The following is a 17,352-nucleotide window of genomic DNA, read 5'->3' as shown; positions in this document are numbered from 1 at the left end:
ACTGGGATTCCGCATGCTCCCCCGCACCCTCCTGCGCGACTCGGTGGCTGGCATCCTGTTGGCCGTTTCCCTGCTCGGCCTCAATGCTGTCAGCCATGCTCAGGTCGCGTTTTGGCAACATAGCCGGCCCGAAGGCCGGATTGTGAGCAATGCGCATGGCCAGCCCGGCCAGGGCGCATGGGAAATGGCGAGTGTGCGCGCGGAACGGCAAGACCATGTGCGCGCCCAGATCGAACGAATGGAAGCCCGCGCGCGCGCCGATGACCGCCTGAATGGCCGCCCCCTGCCGCCTCAGGAACGCGACGATGAACGCAACCGGCAGTCGGATCGCAATATGCAAGGAGACAACGGGCGCGGCGAGCAGCGCGGTTCCGGCATGGGCCCGGGCTGGCAAGCGCGCGGACGAGACGGCGGCCGCTAGCCTCCCCCGCCTCCTTACTGCGTTCCCAGGCTGATTGCCGTGCCCGCGGCAATCACGCTCAATTTTCTACTTGCCCCCTCCTCGACGATGTGCCGCGAAAGGAACTCTCGCGGGCATTCTCGCCAGACCCGCGGAGCTTCCTGCCCTGCTCCGGCGGTGTTCGCCCGCGGTTGATGCCAGCGTACAATGAGCGCCGGCGCCAGCCCGGCTGGCACTTACCTGATTTGCGCCTGCCGGCCGCCCCTGCCGGCCATTAACCTAGCTGTCGCCCCATGCCCGCCGCTACCCAAGTTTCAGCCACCGCTGCCCCCAAAGCGCTTCAGGGCAAATCCAAACTGATCACGGTCGCACTGGCCTTCCTGTTCGGCACGGTGGGCCTGCATCGCTTCTACCTGGGTGGCTTGCGCGATAAATTTGCCTGGGCGCACCTGCTGGCGGCACTCGCCGGGGTCATCGGCGTCATGTCGATGCAGACGGGCGCCGGCTCGCCCGCCCTGAACTGGACCTTTGCCATTGCCGGCGGCACGTCGGTGACCAGCGCCTTCCTGGCGGCCATCGTGTATGGCCTGCGCCCCGACGACAAGTGGGATGCCCGCTTCAACCCGCATGGCACGCCTACCCGTTCGGGCTGGCCCGTCGTGATCCTGGTGATCCTGTCGCTGCTGATCGGCACCGGCCTGTTGATGGCGGGCCTGGCCATCAGTTTCCAGACATTCTTCGAATCCCAGGTCGAAGCCGCGCGCGCCTTGTCGCAGTAAGCCCCAGGTCCCAGGCCCGGCGCCGATGCACTTCGACCTGCTGGACATCGCCGTGTTCGTGCGCGCAGCGTCGCTGGGCAACCTCTCGGCCGCGGCGCGCGATCTCGGGTTATCCACCTCCTCGGCCAGCAGCCGCCTGGCGCAGCTCGAGCAGCAGCTAGGCACGCGGCTGCTGCACCGGACCACGCGCCGCATCTCCCTGACCGGCGAAGGCGAGCGTTTCCTCGAACATGCCGCGCAATTGCTCGACACGGCCGGCCAGGCCGCGCAATCGGTGGGGCGCGGCGCGCAGGCGCCCCAAGGGCAGCTGCGGGTCACGGTGCCCGCCTCTTTCGGCCGCCAGCACGTCTCGCCAGCCATCCCCGCCTTTCTCGCCGCCTACCCAGGCCTGACGCTGGACCTGCGCCTGACCGATCAGGTGATCGGCCTGGTCGAGGCCGGCGTCGATGTCGCATTACGCATGGGGGCGTTGCCGGACTCATCCCTGGTGGCGCGCCCCCTGTGCCCCAGCCATCGCGCCGTTTGCGCTTCGCCGGGCTATCTTGCCGCGCACGGCACCCCCCGGCATCCGGATGAGTTGCGCAACCACAATTGCATCGTGCTGGGAGACCAGTCATCCTGGCAGTTCGACACGGCGCTGGGCAAGACAGCGGTAGCGGTCACCGGCAACCTGCGCACGGACAACGGCGAAGTCATCCGGGATGCAATCCTGGCTGGCATGGGGCTGGCGCTCAAATCGACCTGGGACGTTGGCCCTTACTTGCGCAGCGGCGCGCTGGTCCGCGTGCTGCCCGATTACCCGGTGCTGCCGGTCGTGTCGATCTGGGCGGTCTATCCCAGCCGCCACCAGGTGCCCGCGAAGACACACGCCTTTATCGATTTCTTTGCTGCGCGCTTCGGCTCCCCGCCCTACTGGGATAGCCCCGATGCCGCGCCTCCCGCCCAATAAAGACACCGCTATAAACACCGCTTGGCTGCCTACTCAAAGTACTGTATAAATATACAGTATCAACTGTAGCCGCAGGACCGCCAACGTGCCAACCCGACCACCCTCCTCCAGCCCGCTGAAAGGCCGGGCGGCGCGTTCGAACGACGTCAGCCGGTTCGACGCCTGGACCCGCGAACGGGTCGCCGACGAGTCCCAAGCCTTCGATGAGCCAGAGACACCCCAAATCCAGACCATTGTCTTCACGGAGAAGGCCAAACGCATCGTCTCGCGCAACCAGTCGCCAGACCTGCCGTTCGACGCGTCCATCAACCCGTACCGCGGGTGCGAGCATGGCTGCATCTATTGCTATGCCCGGCCCAGCCACGCCTATCTGGGGCTTTCGCCAGGCCTCGACTTCGAAACCCGTCTGTACGCAAAAGACAATGCCGCCGCCTTGCTCGAGGCCGAACTGGCTCACCGCAACTATGTACCGACGGTGATCGCGCTGGGGGCCAATACGGATCCTTACCAGCCCATCGAGCGGGATCTCAAGATCACGCGCGGCATCCTGGAAGTGCTGGAGCGATTCAACCACCCGGTGGCCATCACGACGAAGTCGGGCGTGGTCACGCGCGACATCGACATCCTGCAGCGCATGGCGGCCAAGAACCTGGTCCGGGTCCATATGTCGGTGACGTCGCTCAAGAACGAGATCGCCCGCACGCTGGAGCCCCGCGCAAGCGCGCCGGCGCGCCGCCTTGCCGCCATCGCTTCCCTGAGCGAGGCCGGCATACCGGTGGGGGTGATGGTGGCGCCGGTCATTCCGAGCCTGACCGATCCGGAAATGGAGTCCATCCTTGAGGCCGGCGCCAGGGCCGGCGCGAAAACCGCGGCGTATATCCTGCTGCGCCTGCCGCGCGAGGTGGAGCAGCTGTTCTCAGAGTGGCTGGCCACCTACCATCCGCTGCGCGCCCGGCACGTCGAAAGCCTGGTCGCGCAAATGCGCGGGGGCCAGGCCTACGACTCACGGTTCGGCACGCGCATGACCGGCACGGGCATCTTTGCCGAACTGCTGCGCAAGCGCTTCAAGCTGGCCTGCCAGCGCTTCGGGCTCAATGCCGAGCGCCACCCGCTCACCATCGAACATTTCTCCCAGGCGAGCGCCGCGCCGCAGATGTCGCTGTTCTAGGCCGGATGCGCAGGACAGCACGGCTTCACGCGTGCGGCGCCTTCTCGTCGACCGCGATCGCCAGCGTTTCCTTGATCTCTTCCATCACCACGTAGCTCTTGGACTGAGCGGCGCCCGGCAGCTGCAACAGGATATCGCCCAGCAAACGGCGGTACTCGCCGATCTCGCGGATGCGCGCCTTGATCAGGTAGTCGAAATCGCCCGAGACCAGATGGCACTCCAGCACTTCCGGAATGCGCGACACCTCGCGGCGGAACTGCTCGAACATATTGCCGGACTTGTTGCCCAGCGAGATCTCGACAAACACCAGCAAGCCGCTGCCGAGCAGCGCGGGATTCAGGCGCGCGTAGTAGCCCATGATCACGCCGTCACGCTCCATGCGCTTGACCCGCTCGATGCATGGCGTGATGGTCAGGCCAACCGCTTCCGCCAGTTCCTTCATCGACATACGCCCGTCCGCCTGGAGCAAGGCCAGGATCTTCCGATCCAGCCGGTCCAGGCTGCGCACGGGCTGACGACTCGTTCTCATTAGTTATTCCTGTTTCCCTGAAAATTACGATAACTATGACTGCTCATATTTAAATAGTATAGATGTAAATACTTTATCCACTCTATTTCTTGGTTGCGAGCCCCCGACTATGCGCGTTCTCGTTCTTGGCAGTGGCGTAATTGGCGTTACCAGCGCCTGGTACCTGGCCCGTGCCGGCCATGAGGTCACCGTGATCGACCGGGAGGCCGCACCCGCGCTGGGGACCAGTTTCGCCAACGCCGGCCAGATCTCCCCGGGGTATGCATCGCCCTGGGCCGCACCCGGCGTGCCGCTCAAAGCCATCAAGTGGATGTTCCAGGAGCACGCACCGCTGTCCATCAAACCGGACGGCACGCTGTTCCAGCTGCAATGGATGTGGCAGATGCTGATGAACTGCAGCGCTGAGCGCTATGCCGTCAACAAGGAACGCATGGTGCGCCTGGCCGAGTACAGCCGCGACTGCATCGTCGCCCTGCGCGCCGATACCGGCATCGCCTACGAGGGCCGCCAGCAAGGCACGCTGCAACTCTTCCGCACCGCCGAGCAGCTCGACGGCGCCGCCAAGGACATTGCCGTGCTGGAGCAAGCCGGCGTGCCCTACCAGTTGCTATCGCGCGAGGAACTCGCCGCCAGCGAACCGGCCCTGGCCGCCGTCAGCCACAAGCTGACCGGCGGCCTGCGGCTACCCAACGATGAAACCGGCGACTGCCAGCTGTTCACCCGGCAACTCGCCGCCATGGCCGAAGGCCTGGGCGTGCAGTTCCAATACAACCGCTCCATCGACGGGCTGCTGACCAAGGGTGATGCCGTTACCGGCGCCGTGGTGGGCGGCGAGCCTGTCATGGCCGACGTGGTCGTGGTAGCGTTGGGCAGCTGGTCGACACCGTTCGTGAAAAACTTCCTGCCGGGCCTGTCGAACCTGCCGGTGTACCCACTTAAGGGATTTTCGCTCACGGTGCCGATGACCAATGCCGATCGCAGCCCCGTTTCCACGGTGCTCGACGAAACCTTCAAGGTGGCAATCACCCGCTTCGACGATCGCATCCGCGTGGGCGGCATGGCGCAGATCGTGGGTTATGACCGCACGCTCGACCCGGCCAAGCGCCGCACCCTGGAGCATGTGGTCACAGACCTGTTCCCGGGCGCGGGCGATGTCAGCCGTGCCAGCTTCTGGACCGGACTGCGCCCGATGACGCCGGATGGCACGCCCATCGTCGGCCCCACGAAGGTCAAGGGCCTGTGGCTCAATACCGGCCATGGCACGCTGGGCTGGACCATGGCCTGCGGCTCGGGCAAGCTGCTGTCGGACCTGGTGTCCGGCACCTCGCCGGCGATCCGCGCGGACGACCTCTCGGTGGCTCGCTATCTCAAGCCAGCGAGAACGCACGCCGCCCCGCGCCACGCGGCGGCCTGATCCGCACATCGGTTTCGAGGAAGTAAAAAAGGCGACCCGCGGGTCGCCTTTTTCTTGCCTGGACCAGGAAGACCTCAGAACTGCGCTTCGCTCAACGCATTGACCGGCACCGCGCCTGCCACGATGGCATCGCGCAAACCCGATGCCTGCGACAGGATGTGTTCCGCGTAGAAATGCGCCGTCGAGATCTTGGCGTCGTGGAAGGACGGATCCTCGCCACGCTTCGCATCCGCCGCGAGCATCGCGCGGCCAAGCTGCCAGCCTGAAAACACGATGCCGCAGAGCTTCAGGTAAGGCACGCTGCCGGCAAACACGGCATTCGGGTCCGACTTGGCATTGGCCACGACGAACGCCACGACGGTCTCCAGCGCGGCGCGCCCCTTGGCCAGTTGCGCCTGCACCGCGGTGAATGCCGCGCCACCATGCTTGCCCAGCGCCGCCTCGGTCTCGGCGATCTGCGCGCAGATCGCACGGGCCACCGCGCCACCGTCGCGCAGCGTCTTACGGCCGACGAGGTCGTTCGCCTGGATCGCGGTCGTGCCTTCGTAGATCGGCAGGATGCGGGCATCGCGATAATGCTGGGCCGCGCCGGTCTCCTCGATGAAGCCCATGCCGCCGTGTACCTGCACGCCCAGGCTGGTCACATCGATCGACAACTCGGTGCTCCAGCCCTTGACGATGGGCACCATGAACTCGTAGAACGCCTGGCTTTGCTTGCGCACCGCGTCGTCGGCATGCTGGTGCGCCGTGTCGCACATGGCCGCGGCCACATACGCTACCGCGCGCGCGCCTTCGATCAGCGAGCGCATGGTCATCAGCATGCGCTTGACGTCCGGGTGATGAATGATGGTCACGGCCTCGCGTGCGGAACCATCGACCGGACGGCTTTGCACGCGCTCGCGGGCAAAATTCACAGCCTGCTGGTAGGCCCGCTCCGACACGGCGATGCCTTGCATGCCGACGGAGAAACGCGCCGAGTTCATCATGATGAACATGTATTCCAGGCCGCGGTTCTCCTCGCCGACCAGCGTGCCGATGGCGCCACCGTGATCGCCGAACTGCAGCACGGCCGTGGGGCTGGCCTTGATGCCCAGCTTGTGCTCGATCGACACGCAGTGCGCATCATTGCGCGCGCCCAGCGAACCGTCCTCATTCACCAGGAACTTGGGCACGATGAACAGCGAGATGCCCTTGACGCCCTCGGGTGCCGTGGGCGTGCGCGCAAGAACGAGATGGACGATGTTCTGCGCCATATCGTGCTCACCGTAGGTGATGAAGATCTTGGTGCCGAACACCTTGTAGGTACCGTCACCCTGCGGCTCGGCGCGCGTGCGCACGGCCGCCAGGTCCGAGCCGGCCTGCGGCTCGGTCAGGTTCATGGTGCCGGTCCACTCGCCGGAGATCAGCTTGGGCAGGAAGGTGGCCTTTTGCGCGTCGCTGCCCGCCGTCAGCAGGGCTTCGATGGCGCCGTCCGTCAGCAGCGGGCACAGCGCGAACGACAGGTTCGCCGTGTTCAGCATCTCGTTGCAGGCGGTGGCGATCAACTTGGGCAAGCCCTGGCCGCCAAATTCCTGCGGATGCAGCACGCCCTGCCAGCCACCCTCGCCAAACTGGCGGAACGCGTCCTTGAAACCGGGCGTGGTGGTAACCACGCCGTCCTTCCAGCTGCTGGGATTGGTGTCACCGATGCGGTTGAGCGGCGCCACCACTTGTTCGTTGAATTTGGCCGCCTCGTCGAGCACCGCCTGCGCCGTCTCCGGCGTGGCGTCCTCGAAGCCGGGCAGCTTGCTGACTGCGTCAAGATCGGCCAGTTCGTTCATCACGAACAGCATGTCCTTGAGCGGGGCACGGTAGGTCATCGATGTCTCCGGTAGGTATAAAAAAGCCGTTCTCGGGCGGGCCCGGAACGGCTAGTACTTGCTGATCGAGCCCGGCGCCTCAAACGCCGTGCCGGACGGTGGGGATCAGCCCAGCGCGGCCACCAGTTCGGGCACGACGGTGTTCAGATCGCCAACCAGGCCGTAGTCGGCCACCGAGAAGATCGGGGCTTCGGCATCCTTGTTGATCGCCACGATCACCTTGGAGTCCTTCATGCCGGCCAGATGCTGGATCGCACCGGAGATGCCGACGGCGATATACAGCTGCGGCGCGACGATCTTGCCGGTCTGGCCGACCTGGTAATCGTTGGGCACGAAGCCGGCATCGACAGCAGCGCGGGACGCGCCCATCGCGGCGTTCAGCTTGTCGGCCAGCGGCGTCAGCACCTTGGTGTAGTTCTCGCCGGAACCCACGCCACGGCCACCGGACACGATGATCTTGGCGGCGGTCAGCTCGGGGCGGTCGCTCTTGGTGACTTCGCGCGAAACGAATTGCGAGATGCCAGCGTCGGCCACGGCGGGCAGGTTTTCCACGGCGGCCGAACCACCTTCGGCTGCGGCAGCGTCAAAGCCGGTACCGCGCACGGTGATGATCTTGACCTTGTCCGACGATTGCACGATCGAGATCGCGTTGCCGGCGTAGATCGGGCGCTCGAACGTGTCCGGGCTGTCGACCTTGGTGATATCCGACAGCTGGGCTACGTCCAGCTTGGCCGCGACGCGCGGCAGGATGTTCTTGCCGTAGGCCGATGCGGGCGCCAGGATGTGGCTGTAGTCGCTGGCGATGGCCAGCACTTGCTCGGCCACGTTTTCGGCCAGGCCGTCGGCGAACTGCGGCGCGTCGGCCAGCAGTACCTTGGACACGCCGGCGATCTTCGCAGCGGCAGCAGCGGCGGCTGCGGCATTGGCGCCGGCCACCAGCACGTGGACATCGCCACCGCACTGGGCGGCTGCCGTCACGGTGTTCAGCGTGGCGGCCTTGATGGATTGGTTGTCGTGTTCAGAAATGACGAGTGCAGTCATGTTTTATCTCCTGGCGCGCTTAGATGACCTTGGCTTCGTTCTTCAGCTTTTGCACCAGCGTCGCAACGTCCGGCACCATCACACCCGCGCTACGCTTGGGCGGCTCAACGACCTTGACGGTCTTCAGACGCGGCGCCACGTCCACGCCGAGATCTTCCGGCTTGACGATGTCGAGCGGCTTCTTCTTGGCCTTCATGATGTTCGGCAGCGTGACATAACGCGGCTCGTTCAGGCGCAGGTCGGTGGTCACCACCGCCGGCAGCTTGAGCGACAGGGTCTCCAGGCCGCCATCCACTTCACGCGTCACCGATGCACGGCCATCGGCCACCACCACCTTCGAGGCGAAGGTAGCTTGCGGCAGGCCCGCCAGCGCAGCCAGCATCTGGCCAGTCTGGTTGGAGTCGTCGTCAATGGCCTGCTTGCCCAGGATCACCAGTTGCGGCTGTTCCTTGTCGACCAGGGCCTTGAGCAGCTTGGCCACGGCCAGCGGCTGCAGGTCTTCGTTCGATTCCACCAGGATGCCGCGGTCGGCACCGATGGCCATCGCCGTACGCAGGGTTTCCTGGCACTGGGTCACGCCGCAGGACACGGCGATCACCTCGGTGACCACCCCGGCTTCCCGCAGGCGCACCGCTTCTTCCACGGCGATTTCGTCAAACGGGTTCATGCTCATCTTGACGTTAGCCAGATCCACGCCCGTGCCGTCCGACTTCACCCGGACCTTGACGTTGTAATCCACCACGCGCTTGACTGCGACGAGTACTTTCATGCGCTCACTCCACTGATAGTCGATAGTCAGAAATTTGGTTCGCCCGCCATTATAACCACCGCGTGGGTGGCACTCTTATTTTTCGAACGGTCGTACTATTTTATCGGCAAAGAATTGCCGGGCATAGCCCGGCAATGTGAAAACCTCGCCGTATTGTGCCGCAGGATGCCCTGCGGCACACGGTTTTTGAGGGTTTTTTCAAACTTACCAGGCGGTAATCACCGAATCCTTGAAGGTGCTCTGGACGTACTGCTTGATCTCCGGCGAATGATAGGCCTTGACCAGCTTGGCTACCCAGGGCTTGTTCTTGTCGGCTTCGCGGATGGCGATCAGGTTGGCATAGGGACCCTTGGGGCCTTCCATGGCAATCGCGTCCTTGGTAGGCGACAGGCCAGCCGATTCAGCGTAGTTACCGTTAATGGCGGCGGCGTCGAGGTCATCCAGCGAACGCGGCAGCTGCGCGGCGTCCAGTTCGACGATTCGGATCTTCTTCGGGTTGGAGACGATGTCCAGCGGCGTGGCCTTCAGGCCAGCATCCGGGCGCAGCTTGATCAGGCCCTTGCTTTGCAGCAACAGCAAGCCACGGCCGCCATTGGTGGGGTCGTTCGGCACGCCAACGCGCGCGCCGTCCTTGAGCTGGTCGAGCGACTTGATCTTCTTGGAGTACACGCCCATCGGGAAGGTCACGGTGAAGGCGATGTGGGTGAACTTGTAGCCACGGTCCTTGATCTGCGCTTCCAGGTACGGCAGGTGCTGGTAGCTGTTGGCGTCCAGGTCGCCAGCGGCCAGCGCGGCGTTCGGCTGGACATAGTCACTGAACTCCACCAGCTGGATATTCAGGCCGTCCTTGGCCGCGACCTTCTTCACCTGCTCCATGATCTGGGCGTGCGGGCCGCCGGTGACGCCGATCTTGATCGGCTTTTCCTGCGCCATGGCGCCAGTGGCCAGGGTGGCGCCCAGGGCGGCGCCGACAATCCATTGCAGCAAGTTACGACGTTGCATGTTGACTTCCTTTTTCTCGATGGCTCTATGTCTTTGCAGATAGCCGGGCGGATCGCCGGGCTAACTTGTTACTTGTGGCTGATGCGCCGCACCAGCCAGTCGCCGAAGCTTTGCACCGCTTGCACGAAGACGATCAGGATCAGCACCACCGCCACCATCACCTCGGTGATGTAGCGCTGGTAACCGTAGCGGATGCCGAGGTCGCCCAGGCCGCCGCCGCCGATGGCGCCTGCCATGGCCGAGTAGCCCACGAGGCTGACAAAGGTGATGGTCAGGCCGGCCACGATGCCGGGCATGGCCTCGGGCAGCAGCACCTTCATCACGATCTGGCCGGTGCTCGCGCCCATCGACTGGGCGGCCTCTACCAGGCCTTTGTCGACTTCGCGCAGCGCGCTTTCCACCAGCCGTGCGATAAACGGGATCGCGGCGATGGTCAGCGGCACCACGGCCGCGGTCGTGCCGATCGACGAGCCCACGATAAAGCGCGTGAACGGAATCACCACCACCAGCAGGATGATGAAGGGGATCGAGCGCACGGCGTTGACCACCACGCCGATGGTGCGGTTGAACAGCGGGTGCGACAGCACGCCGCCGCGGTTGGTCAGGTGCAGCAGCACGCCCAGCGGCACGCCAAACAGCGCGCCGACCACGCCCGAGATGCTCACCATCAGCAGCGTCTCGTTGAACGAGGTCAGGAACAGGTCAAACATTTCAGACCACATGCTCGATCTCCTCCACCACCACGCCTTCTTGTTGCAGATACTCCATTGCCGCCTTCACGTCGGCCAGGTCGCCGGTGGCCATGATGGCCAGCGAGCCGAAGGCCTGGCCCTGGATTTCGTCGATATGCCCGTGCAGGATGTTGAAGTCCAGCCCGTAGCGGCGAATCGCCTGGGCCAGCACCGGCTGGTCCACGCCCGCACCGGTGAAGGCCAGGCGATAGACGTGGTCGCGCCCGTTGCCGAGGCGGCTCTCCACGCGCTTGAGCACGCTTTGCGGCAGTTCCTGCGCAATCACGTCGCCGATCATGGCGCGCGTGACCGCATGCTGCGGACGCAGGAAGACGTCGATCACCCGGCCGGTTTCCACCACCTGGCCAGCTTCAAGCACGGCCACGCGGTCGCAGACCTGCTTGATCACTTCCATCTGGTGCGTGATCATGACGATGGTCAGGCCCAGCTCGCGATTGATCTGCTTGAGCAGTTCCAGGATGGAGCGCGTGGTCTCCGGATCGAGGGCGGAAGTGGCCTCGTCCGACAGCAGCACCTTGGGCTTGCTGGCCAGCGCCCGTGCAATCCCCACGCGCTGCTTCTGCCCGCCGCTGATCTGGGCGGGATAGCGATCCTTGAGTGCCGTCAGGCCAACCAGCTCCAGCAGCGGCAGCACCGTGTCGGAGATCTCACTGCGGGATTTGCCAGCCAGCTCCAGCGGCAGCGCCACATTGTCAAAGACGGTGCGCGACGACAGCAGGTTGAAATGCTGGAAGATCATGCCGATGTCGCGACGTGCCCGGCGCAACGCGCCGCTGTCGAGCGCGGTCAGATCCTGGCCGGCGACGAAGACGCGGCCGGCGCTGGGGCGGTTAAGCAGATTGATGGCGCGCACCAGCGTGCTCTTGCCAGCGCCGCTGCGGCCGATGATGCCGAAGACCTCACCTGCCGCAATCGACAGGTTGACGTCCCGCAGCGCATGCACCTCACCCGACCCGCCGGGGAAGCGCTGCGAAAGACCTTGCAGTTCGATCATGTGAAAAGAAAACGGCAACAGGCGAGTTTGTCTCTAGCACTGTTGCCGCATTTTATTTTTTTGGGCGAAGCGCGCATTTTAAGCGATCCGCTTCATACCAGAAACGACTTTTTGCCGATGTCTTTATGCACTGAGGGCATATAGCCCAACAAAAACCACAAAAAAAGTACTTACAAGACACTCCACGAAGGTGGGCGCTTGTCGAGGAAGGCCTGCACGCCTTCGAGCGCCGTCGGATCCATCATATTGCAGGCCATGGTCTGCCCGGCGAGCTGGTAGGCCGCTTCGATGCCCATCTCCAGCTGGCGGTAGAACAGGCCCTTGCCGGCGGCCACGGCGGCGGCCGGCTTGGCGCAGATGCTGGCCGCCAGGCGTGCAACCTCGGCATCGAGGGCATCGGCGGGCACCACGCGGTTGACCAGCCCGCGGTCGCGGGCTTGCAGCGCGTCGATCATGTCGCCGGTCAGCAGCATCTCCATGGCGTGCTTGCGCGACAGGTTGCGCGACAGCGCCACGCCTGGCGTGGCGCAGAACAGGCCAAGGTTGACGCCCGATACCGCAAAGCGAGCCACATCGGCGGCCACCGCCAGATCGCACATCGCCACCAGCTGGCAGCCGGCCGCCGTGGCAATGCCCTGCACGCGGGCAATCACCGGCTGCGGCATCTTCTGCATCGCCATCATCATGCGGGTGCAGCGGTCGAACAGGCGGCGGTAGTAGTCGTGCGACGGGCTGGCGCGCATTTCGCGCAGATCATGTCCCGCGCAGAACGCGCGGCCGGCGGCGGCCAGCACCACGACGCGGACCGAGGCATCGGCGCCGGCGCGGGCAAACGCCGCGCACAGCGCATCCAGCAGGTCCTCCGACAGCGCGTTGAACGCCTCCGGGCGGTTCATCGTCAGGCGCAGCACGCCCGGGGCGTCGAGGCTTTCGCTCACCAGCGGGGTCACGGCGCGGTTATCGGTTTCAGCCATGCAAGGGCCTCCTATCGTTCGAGCAGCACCTTGAGGTGCACATACACGCTACGGCTCAGCGCGCTCAGGTTATAGCCGCCTTCCAGGCAACTGACGATGCGCCCCTTTGCATGGGCGCGGGCGACGTCGACCAGTTGGGCGGTGATCCAGGCATAGTCTTGCTCGATCAGCCCCATCTGCCCGAGGTCATCCTCTCGATGGGCGTCGAAGCCAGCCGAGATAAACAACATCTGCGGCTTGAACTCATTCAGGCGCGGCAGCCAGATCGTCTCCACCACTTCGCGCACCGCCAGGCCGTTGGTATAGGCCGGCAGCGGGATGTTCGACATATTGGTGGCAATGTGCTCGGTGCCGCTGTAGGGATAAAACGGATGCTGGAAGAAGCTGCACATCAGCACCTGGGCGTCGCCACGGAATGCGGCTTCGGTGCCATTGCCGTGATGCACGTCGAAATCGACGATGGCCACGCGCTCCAGCCCGTGCGCGGCGAGCGCATGACGCGCGGCGATCGCCACATTGTTGTAGAAGCAGAAACCCATTGCCCGGTCCGGCTCGGCATGGTGGCCCGGCGGGCGCACGCAGCAGAACGCATTCTCGATCTCGCCCGCCATCACCGCATCGGTAGCAGCCACCGCGGCGCCCGCCGCATGGGTGGCGGCGGCGAGCGTGTGCGGGTTCATCAGGGTGTCGGGATCGATCGGGTGGTAGCCGCTTGCCGGGCTGGCCGCGGCCAGCGAGGCGATGTACTGCGGAAGATGCACGCGCCCGATCTGCTCGGCGGTGGCGGCGCTCGCCTCGCGCCGGTCAAGCAGGCCATCCATGCCGTGCGAAATCAGGTGATCCTCAATGGCCTGCAGGCGCTCAGGGCACTCCGGATGGAATGGCCCCATCTCGTGCAGCAGGAACTCGGGATGCGTGTAATAGCCTGTGGGCATGTCTTATTGCTTTAATCGTGGTCTCCATTCGTTACGTTAGCACATGCCGCGCCAGCCACCCAGCGAGCTGCCGCGCGGGCACCATCCGCTATACTCGCAGCGACTTGCAAAGGACACCATGACCGACTCCCAGCGCTCCCTGCGCCGCCCGTTTCTGGGCGCTGCACTTTCCGCTGCCGCATTGAGCTTGTGCGGCGTCTCCCCCGCCCTGCTTGCAGCCGGCAAGCGCCGCGTGAGCATGCGCGAAGAAGAAATCGAGCCGGGCCGCTACCGTGACAATCCCAAGAGCCGTGCCTTCATCGACGAGATGGTGGCGCGCCACGGCTTTGCCCGCCAGACGCTGGAAGGCTGGTTCGGCCAGGCCGTGTATTCATCCACGGTGGTGCGCCTGATCATGCCGCCCGCCACGCCGGGACGCAAAAGCTGGCGCACCTACCGCTCGCGCTTTATCGAGCCGATCCGCATCAACGCGGGCGTGCGCTTCTGGCAGCAAAATCGCGAAACACTGCGCCGCGCGGAAGCCGAGTTCGGCGTGCCGGCCTCGGTGATCGTCGGCATCATCGGTGTCGAGACCATCTATGGCCGCGACATGGGTACCTTCCGCGTGATCGACTCGCTTTCCACGCTGGCCTTTGACTATCCGGACGTGCCTAACCGCGAAGCGCGCACCACGCTGTTCCGCAACCAGCTGACCGACTACCTGCTGTGGTGCCGCGACACCAACACCGATGTGTTCTCGGTGCTGGGCTCCTTCGCGGGTGCCGTGGGCATTCCGCAGTTCATGCCCACAAGCCTGCGCGAATACGCCATCGACTACGACGGCGACGGTCGCATCGACCTGCGCAGCAGCGCCACCGACGCGATCGGCAGCGTGGCGCGTTTCCTGCAACTGCACGGCTGGGAACCGGGCCGCCCGGTGGTCTGGCGCATCGCCGCCGACGAGGGCAGCCGCGGCATCGCCGCCGCGGCTGCGGATGGCGAGCCATGGCCCACCCGCACGCTCAACCAGTTGCTCAAGGCCGGCCTGCGCGTGGACGAGCCGATCGACCCGGCACGCGAAGGCGAAACCGGCGTGCTGGTGGTGGACCTGCCCACGCCCGGCGAAACCACCGACTACATGCTCGGCCTGCGCAACTTTTATGTGCTGACGCGCTACAACCGCAGCTTCTTCTACGCGCTGGCCGTGTACCAGCTGGGCGAGGCAGTCAAGGCGGCGATGGGCTGATCTGGTATCCGCTGCGCGATAAGCAAAAAGCCCCCGCAAGACTAAACTCGCGGGGGCTTTTTCAATGCGCGGTGCAAGGCAGCATCAGGCCGGGAACACCCCGGTCGAAAGGTAGCGATCACCGCGATCGCACACCACGAACACGATGGTGGCATTCTCCACTTCCTCGGCGATACGCAGCGCGACACACAGCGCACCGGCAGCCGAGATGCCGCAGAAGATCCCTTCCTCGCGCGCCATGCGACGCGCCATGTGCTCGGCATCGCCCTGGCTGACAGGCTCGGTACGGTCAATGAATTTCGGATCGTAGATCTTCGGCATGTACGCCTCGGGCCACTTGCGGATGCCGGGAATACGCGAGCCTTCGGCCGGCTGCGCACCCACGATCTGGATCCCTGCGTTCTGTTCCTTCAGGTAGCGCGAGACACCGGTGATGGTGCCCGTGGTGCCCATGGCAGAGACGAAGTGAGTAATGCGCCCTTCGGTGTCGCGCCAGATCTCCGGGCCGGTGGTCTCGTAGTGCGCCAGCGGATTGTCCGGGTTGGCGAACTGGTCCAGGATCACGCCGCGGCCGTCGCGCTCCATGGAGTCCGCGAGGTCACGCGCGTATTCCATGCCGCCCTTGACCGGTGTCAGGATGATCTCCGCGCCGTAGGCAGCCATGCTCTGGCGGCGCTCCATGCTCAGGTCTTCCGGCATGATCAGCACCATCTTGTAGCCGCGGATGGCGGCTGCCATGGCCAGCGCGATGCCGGTATTGCCCGAGGTAGCCTCGATCAGCGTATCGCCCGGCTTGATGCGCCCGCGCGACTCGGCGCGGGCAATCATCGAGACCGCCGGCCGGTCCTTGACCGAGCCCGCCGGGTTGTTGCCCTCGAGCTTGCCGAGGATTACGTTGCCGCGCGGAGTGCCGGCGGCGCCGGGGATGCGCTGCAGTTGCACCAGCGGCGTATTGCCGATGGTGTCTTCAATCGTCTTGTAGGCCATGGTGAGCGGGATTCCAATGTCGGCGGACATTGTAATCCAGTCGCAAAGCCTGCGTTGCCGGCGTGGCGTGTCAGGCTTCGGCCTCGATTCCGGCGTCAGCCTTGCGGCTGCCCAGCAGGTGATACAGCAAGATCGCGCCAAAAGTGGCGGTACCGATGCCGCCCAGCGTCATGCCGCCCAGCTTCAGCGTCAGGTCGCCAGCCGCCACGGTCAGCGTGGCGCCGACCGTGATCAGGTTGCGCGAACTGGAGAAATCGACCTTGTTCTGCACCCAGATACGCCCGGCAGTGGCGGCGATCAGGCCGAACACCACAATGGTCAGGCCACCGATCACCGGGCCCGGGATGGTCAGGATCAGCGCACCGAACTTGGGCGAAAAGCCCAGCACCAGCGCCACCACCGCCGCCACCACGAAGATCAGCGTGGAGTAGATCTTGGTCACCGCCATCACGCCCATGTTCTCGGCGTAAGTGGTCACGCCCGTGCCGCCGCCGCCGGCGGAAATGATGGTGGCAATGCCGTCGCCGATGAAGGCGCGACCGATATATGGATCGAGATTGCGGCCGGTCATCACGCTGATGGCCTTGATGTGCCCGAGGTTTTCCGCCACCAGCACGATGGCCACCGGCGCGATCAGCAGCATGGCGCTGGCCTGGAACACCGGCGTGGAGAAGACCGGCAGCCCGAACCAGGCCGCGGCGGCCACGCCGGAGAAGTCGATGCCTTTGCCCATGCCCAGCCCGTTGGTGCAAACGTAGTACAGCACGTAGCCGAACAGCCCGCCTACCAGTACCGGCAGCCGACGCAGCATGCCCGGCGCGTGCACCGCCACCACGCCCACTGCCAGCACGGTCGCCAGGCCCACCCAGGTATCCAACGGCGCGCCGCTCACGGCCTTGACCGCCACCGGCGCGAGGTTCAGGCCGATGGCCGCGACGATGGCGCCCGTCACCACCGGCGGCATCAGCCGCTCCACCCAGCGATACCCCACCGCCTGCACCACCAGCCCGATCAGCAGGTACAACACGCCTGCGGCGATGATGCCGCCAAGCGCCACCGGGATATTCGGGTTGGGGCCGCTGCCGGCGTAGCCGGTCGCCGCGATCACCACCGCGATGAAGGCAAAGCTGGAGCCCAGGTAGCTCGGCACCCTGCCGCGCACGCACAGGAAGAAAATCAGCGTGCCGATGCCGGAAAACAGGATGGCGATATTGGGATTGAAGCCCATCAGGATCGGCGCGATCGCGGTCGAGCCAAACATCGCAACCACGTGCTGGATACCTGCCAGCAGGGTCTGGCCGGCGGGCAGGCGCTCATCGGGCGCAATCACGCCGTGCGTCTTTAGCCGCCACTTGGGCAGGAATCCCGCGTCCTCGTTATTTCCCATTGTCCAGCTCCCTTTTTTATTGGCCTGGCCGCCCCGTATGCGGGCAGGTCCGGCGCGATCTTGGATTTTGTTGGCCGCGCGGCCGGCTCGGGCCGCAACAGCGTCCGCATGATACCGCGCGGCCGCATTCGTGATAAGCCACACGGCACTAGCACGAGCCATACCAGCGCCGGATCCTCGTGCTGGTG

17 protein-coding genes are annotated in these 17,352 nt (G+C 65.0%); 6 read left to right on the top strand and 11 right to left on the bottom strand.

All coding sequences use genetic code 11. The features are described from left to right. The first annotated feature begins 13 nt into the window (after window positions 1-13). From F7R26_RS40830 to F7R26_RS04775, 4 genes are all read left to right on the top strand, one after another. Window positions 14-421: a hypothetical protein gene (locus tag F7R26_RS40830; RefSeq protein WP_150986322.1), complete on the top strand. Its 408-nt coding sequence runs from the start codon at window positions 14-16 to the stop codon at window positions 419-421. Between the two features lie 272 nt (window positions 422-693). After that, window positions 694-1,179, top strand: coding sequence for a TM2 domain-containing protein (locus F7R26_RS04785; RefSeq protein ID WP_150986323.1), 486 nt, complete (start codon window positions 694-696; stop codon window positions 1,177-1,179). A 25-nt stretch (window positions 1,180-1,204) separates the two neighbouring features. Further along, window positions 1,205-2,128: a LysR family transcriptional regulator gene (locus F7R26_RS04780; RefSeq protein ID WP_150986324.1), complete on the top strand. Its 924-nt coding sequence runs from the start codon at window positions 1,205-1,207 to the stop codon at window positions 2,126-2,128. A gap of 85 nt (window positions 2,129-2,213) precedes the next feature. Then, a complete protein-coding gene (locus tag F7R26_RS04775; RefSeq protein ID WP_150986325.1) occupies window positions 2,214-3,296 on the top strand; it encodes a PA0069 family radical SAM protein in 1,083 nt (360 codons plus the stop codon). Window positions 3,297-3,321: 25 nt separating this feature from the next. Here F7R26_RS04775 and F7R26_RS04770 read toward each other — a convergent pair whose 3' ends face one another. After that, window positions 3,322-3,825: an Lrp/AsnC ligand binding domain-containing protein gene (locus F7R26_RS04770; RefSeq protein WP_006158394.1), complete on the bottom strand. Its 504-nt coding sequence runs from the start codon at window positions 3,823-3,825 to the stop codon at window positions 3,322-3,324. Window positions 3,826-3,934: 109 nt separating this feature from the next. Here F7R26_RS04770 and F7R26_RS04765 point away from each other — a divergent pair, with 109 nt between their 5' ends. Beyond that, window positions 3,935-5,239, top strand: a complete 1,305-nt coding sequence (locus F7R26_RS04765; RefSeq protein ID WP_150986326.1) for a D-amino acid dehydrogenase — start codon at window positions 3,935-3,937, stop codon at window positions 5,237-5,239. Between the two features lie 74 nt (window positions 5,240-5,313). Here F7R26_RS04765 and F7R26_RS04760 read toward each other — a convergent pair whose 3' ends face one another. The 8 genes from F7R26_RS04760 to F7R26_RS04725 form a co-directional block, all read right to left on the bottom strand. After that, the gene (locus tag F7R26_RS04760; RefSeq protein WP_193692129.1) at window positions 5,314-7,098 is read right to left on the bottom strand and encodes an acyl-CoA dehydrogenase; all 1,785 of its coding nucleotides are present in this window, start codon (window positions 7,096-7,098) and stop codon (window positions 5,314-5,316) included. A 105-nt stretch (window positions 7,099-7,203) separates the two neighbouring features. Next, entirely contained in the window at window positions 7,204-8,139 is a 936-nt protein-coding gene (locus tag F7R26_RS04755) for an electron transfer flavoprotein subunit alpha/FixB family protein (protein WP_150992161.1), read from the bottom strand. A 19-nt stretch (window positions 8,140-8,158) separates the two neighbouring features. Then, the gene (locus tag F7R26_RS04750) at window positions 8,159-8,908 is read right to left on the bottom strand and encodes an electron transfer flavoprotein subunit beta/FixA family protein (RefSeq protein ID WP_006158397.1); all 750 of its coding nucleotides are present in this window, start codon (window positions 8,906-8,908) and stop codon (window positions 8,159-8,161) included. A gap of 204 nt (window positions 8,909-9,112) precedes the next feature. Next, window positions 9,113-9,910 (bottom strand): MetQ/NlpA family ABC transporter substrate-binding protein, encoded by a 798-nt coding sequence (locus tag F7R26_RS04745; RefSeq protein ID WP_043344507.1) that lies wholly within the window; start codon window positions 9,908-9,910, stop codon window positions 9,113-9,115. Window positions 9,911-9,978: 68 nt separating this feature from the next. Continuing rightward, a complete protein-coding gene (locus F7R26_RS04740; protein ID WP_043344505.1) occupies window positions 9,979-10,632 on the bottom strand; it encodes a methionine ABC transporter permease in 654 nt (217 codons plus the stop codon). Further along, window positions 10,622-11,656, bottom strand: a complete 1,035-nt coding sequence (locus F7R26_RS04735; RefSeq protein WP_150992163.1) for a methionine ABC transporter ATP-binding protein — start codon at window positions 11,654-11,656, stop codon at window positions 10,622-10,624. The genes F7R26_RS04740 and F7R26_RS04735 overlap by 11 nt, the downstream gene beginning before the upstream one ends. Before the next feature lie 170 nt (window positions 11,657-11,826). Then, a complete protein-coding gene (locus F7R26_RS04730) occupies window positions 11,827-12,630 on the bottom strand; it encodes an enoyl-CoA hydratase (protein ID WP_150992165.1) in 804 nt (267 codons plus the stop codon). An 11-nt stretch (window positions 12,631-12,641) separates the two neighbouring features. Continuing rightward, a complete protein-coding gene (locus tag F7R26_RS04725; RefSeq protein ID WP_150992167.1) occupies window positions 12,642-13,565 on the bottom strand; it encodes a histone deacetylase family protein in 924 nt (307 codons plus the stop codon). Window positions 13,566-13,683: 118 nt separating this feature from the next. Here F7R26_RS04725 and mltB point away from each other — a divergent pair, with 118 nt between their 5' ends. Beyond that, window positions 13,684-14,790 carry a lytic murein transglycosylase B gene (gene mltB / locus F7R26_RS04720; protein WP_150992168.1) on the top strand — a complete coding sequence of 369 codons (1,107 nt, stop codon included), beginning with the start codon at window positions 13,684-13,686 and terminating at the stop codon, window positions 14,788-14,790. A gap of 84 nt (window positions 14,791-14,874) precedes the next feature. Here mltB and cysM read toward each other — a convergent pair whose 3' ends face one another. Beyond that, window positions 14,875-15,777, bottom strand: a complete 903-nt coding sequence (cysM, locus tag F7R26_RS04715) for a cysteine synthase CysM (protein WP_150992214.1) — start codon at window positions 15,775-15,777, stop codon at window positions 14,875-14,877. A 70-nt stretch (window positions 15,778-15,847) separates the two neighbouring features. Continuing rightward, window positions 15,848-17,164, bottom strand: coding sequence for a solute carrier family 23 protein (locus F7R26_RS04710; RefSeq protein WP_150992170.1), 1,317 nt, complete (start codon window positions 17,162-17,164; stop codon window positions 15,848-15,850). Between the last annotated feature and the right edge of the window lie 188 nt (window positions 17,165-17,352).

The sequence above is a fragment of the Cupriavidus basilensis genome (genome assembly GCF_008801925.2).
GTDB lineage: Bacteria > Pseudomonadota > Gammaproteobacteria > Burkholderiales > Burkholderiaceae > Cupriavidus > Cupriavidus basilensis.
This window is presented reverse-complemented; position numbering and strand designations above follow the sequence as displayed.

What these genes read in the sequence shown, in the direction of transcription:
- F7R26_RS04755 (WP_150992161.1), bottom strand. Translation starts at nt 8,139, where the DNA reads ATGACTGCACTCGTCATTTCTGAACACGACAACCAATCCATCAAGGCC.
- F7R26_RS04770 (WP_006158394.1), bottom strand. Translation starts at nt 3,825, where the DNA reads ATGAGAACGAGTCGTCAGCCCGTGCGCAGCCTGGACCGGCTGGATCGG.
- F7R26_RS04710 (WP_150992170.1), bottom strand. Translation starts at nt 17,164, where the DNA reads ATGGGAAATAACGAGGACGCGGGATTCCTGCCCAAGTGGCGGCTAAAG.
- F7R26_RS04765 (WP_150986326.1), top strand. Translation starts at nt 3,935, where the DNA reads ATGCGCGTTCTCGTTCTTGGCAGTGGCGTAATTGGCGTTACCAGCGCC.
- cysM (WP_150992214.1), bottom strand. Translation starts at nt 15,777, where the DNA reads ATGGCCTACAAGACGATTGAAGACACCATCGGCAATACGCCGCTGGTG.
- F7R26_RS04725 (WP_150992167.1), bottom strand. Translation starts at nt 13,565, where the DNA reads ATGCCCACAGGCTATTACACGCATCCCGAGTTCCTGCTGCACGAGATG.
- F7R26_RS04780 (WP_150986324.1), top strand. Translation starts at nt 1,205, where the DNA reads ATGCACTTCGACCTGCTGGACATCGCCGTGTTCGTGCGCGCAGCGTCG.
- F7R26_RS04750 (WP_006158397.1), bottom strand. Translation starts at nt 8,908, where the DNA reads ATGAAAGTACTCGTCGCAGTCAAGCGCGTGGTGGATTACAACGTCAAG.
- mltB (WP_150992168.1), top strand. Translation starts at nt 13,684, where the DNA reads ATGACCGACTCCCAGCGCTCCCTGCGCCGCCCGTTTCTGGGCGCTGCA.
- F7R26_RS04730 (WP_150992165.1), bottom strand. Translation starts at nt 12,630, where the DNA reads ATGGCTGAAACCGATAACCGCGCCGTGACCCCGCTGGTGAGCGAAAGC.
- F7R26_RS04740 (WP_043344505.1), bottom strand. Translation starts at nt 10,632, where the DNA reads ATGTGGTCTGAAATGTTTGACCTGTTCCTGACCTCGTTCAACGAGACG.
- F7R26_RS04735 (WP_150992163.1), bottom strand. Translation starts at nt 11,656, where the DNA reads ATGATCGAACTGCAAGGTCTTTCGCAGCGCTTCCCCGGCGGGTCGGGT.
- F7R26_RS40830 (WP_150986322.1), top strand. Translation starts at nt 14, where the DNA reads ATGCTCCCCCGCACCCTCCTGCGCGACTCGGTGGCTGGCATCCTGTTG.
- F7R26_RS04760 (WP_193692129.1), bottom strand. Translation starts at nt 7,098, where the DNA reads ATGACCTACCGTGCCCCGCTCAAGGACATGCTGTTCGTGATGAACGAA.
- F7R26_RS04785 (WP_150986323.1), top strand. Translation starts at nt 694, where the DNA reads ATGCCCGCCGCTACCCAAGTTTCAGCCACCGCTGCCCCCAAAGCGCTT.
- F7R26_RS04745 (WP_043344507.1), bottom strand. Translation starts at nt 9,910, where the DNA reads ATGCAACGTCGTAACTTGCTGCAATGGATTGTCGGCGCCGCCCTGGGC.